Origin of the sequence: Ectobacillus antri (genome assembly GCF_003852715.1) — a bacterium.
Lineage (GTDB): Bacteria > Bacillota > Bacilli > Bacillales > Bacillaceae_G > Ectobacillus > Ectobacillus antri.
In genome coordinates this window covers 1-1,185 of the sequence record NZ_RIAV01000062.1, presented here as the reverse complement: position 1 = coordinate 1,185, position 1,185 = coordinate 1, and the positions used below count along the sequence as shown (strand labels likewise).

The following is a 1,185-nucleotide window of genomic DNA, read 5'->3' as shown; positions in this document are numbered from 1 at the left end:
AGTCTAGTGATGATGGCAAAGAGGTCACACCCGTTCCCATACCGAACACGGAAGTTAAGCTCTTTTGCGCCGATGGTAGTTGGGACCTTGTCCCTGTGAGAGTAGGACGTCGCTAGGCAATGGAGGATTAGCTCAGCTGGGAGAGCACCTGCCTTACAAGCAGGGGGTCGGCGGTTCGATCCCGTCATCCTCCACCATATGCCGGCTTAGCTCAATTGGCAGAGCAACTGACTTGTAATCAGTAGGTTGGGGGTTCAAGTCCTCTAGCCGGCACCAGATTTATGGCGGTCGTGGCGAAGTGGTTAACGCATCGGATTGTGGCTCCGACATTCGTGGGTTCGATTCCCATCGATCGCCCTTTTAAAATATTGCGGGTGTGGCGGAATTGGCAGACGCACCAGACTTAGGATCTGGCGCCTTTGGCGTGGGGGTTCGAGTCCCTCCACCCGCACCATAATATGCGGAAGTAGTTCAGTGGTAGAATACAACCTTGCCAAGGTTGGGGTCGCGGGTTCGAATCCCGTCTTCCGCTTATGCCGGGGTGGCGGAACTGGCAGACGCACAGGACTTAAAATCCTGCGGTAGGTGACTACCGTACCGGTTCGATTCCGGTCCTCGGCACTTAAATATGCGCCCGTAGCTCAATTGGATAGAGCATCTGACTACGGATCAGAAGGTTATGGGTTCGAATCCTTTCGGGCGCGTTATACGGGAAGTGGCTCAGCTTGGTAGAGCACCTGGTTTGGGACCAGGGGGTCGCAGGTTCAAATCCTGTCTTCCCGATTTCATGGGGCCTTAGCTCAGCTGGGAGAGCGCCTGCCTTGCACGCAGGAGGTCAGCGGTTCGATCCCGCTAGGCTCCACTTTTACTATAATGGCGGTGTAGCTCAGCTGGCTAGAGCGTACGGTTCATACCCGTAAGGTCGGGGGTTCGATTCCCTCCGCCGCTACCATAAAAGGACCTTTAGCTCAGCTGGTTAGAGCAGACGGCTCATAACCGTCCGGTCGTAGGTTCGAGTCCTACAAGGTCCACCAAAGCTTCATATCACGGAGGAATACCCAAGTCTGGCTGAAGGGATCGGTCTTGAAAACCGACAGGCGGTGAGAGCCGCGCGGGGGTTCGAATCCCTCTTCCTCCGCCATTTATTTTATGAAGTAAATCCAAGTTATTATCGTCGCGGGGTGG

General features: G+C 54.9%; 12 tRNA genes and 1 rRNA gene. All 13 read left to right on the top strand.

The window, feature by feature from the left end:
- The first annotated feature begins 2 nt into the window (after window positions 1-2).
- A 5S ribosomal RNA gene (gene rrf, locus EEJ45_RS18095) occupies window positions 3-118 on the top strand.
- Window positions 119-121: 3 nt separating this feature from the next.
- Window positions 122-197 (top strand) — tRNA-Val (locus EEJ45_RS18090).
- Window positions 198-200: 3 nt separating this feature from the next.
- Window positions 201-276: transfer RNA gene (locus EEJ45_RS18085), tRNA-Thr, on the top strand.
- A gap of 8 nt (window positions 277-284) precedes the next feature.
- A tRNA-His gene (locus EEJ45_RS18080) sits at window positions 285-357 on the top strand.
- 13 nt (window positions 358-370) lie between these two features.
- Window positions 371-454, top strand: a tRNA-Leu gene (locus EEJ45_RS18075).
- Window positions 455-460: 6 nt separating this feature from the next.
- A tRNA-Gly gene (locus tag EEJ45_RS18070) sits at window positions 461-532 on the top strand.
- A gap of 3 nt (window positions 533-535) precedes the next feature.
- Window positions 536-621, top strand: a tRNA-Leu gene (locus tag EEJ45_RS18065).
- A 9-nt stretch (window positions 622-630) separates the two neighbouring features.
- Window positions 631-704 (top strand) — tRNA-Arg (locus EEJ45_RS18060).
- A gap of 5 nt (window positions 705-709) precedes the next feature.
- Window positions 710-783 (top strand) — tRNA-Pro (locus tag EEJ45_RS18055).
- A gap of 6 nt (window positions 784-789) precedes the next feature.
- Window positions 790-862 (top strand) — tRNA-Ala (locus EEJ45_RS18050).
- Window positions 863-875: 13 nt separating this feature from the next.
- Window positions 876-952 (top strand) — tRNA-Met (locus EEJ45_RS18045).
- A 5-nt stretch (window positions 953-957) separates the two neighbouring features.
- Window positions 958-1,034, top strand: a tRNA-Ile gene (locus EEJ45_RS18040).
- A 14-nt stretch (window positions 1,035-1,048) separates the two neighbouring features.
- Window positions 1,049-1,141: transfer RNA gene (locus EEJ45_RS18035), tRNA-Ser, on the top strand.
- The last annotated feature ends 44 nt before the right edge of the window (window positions 1,142-1,185 follow it).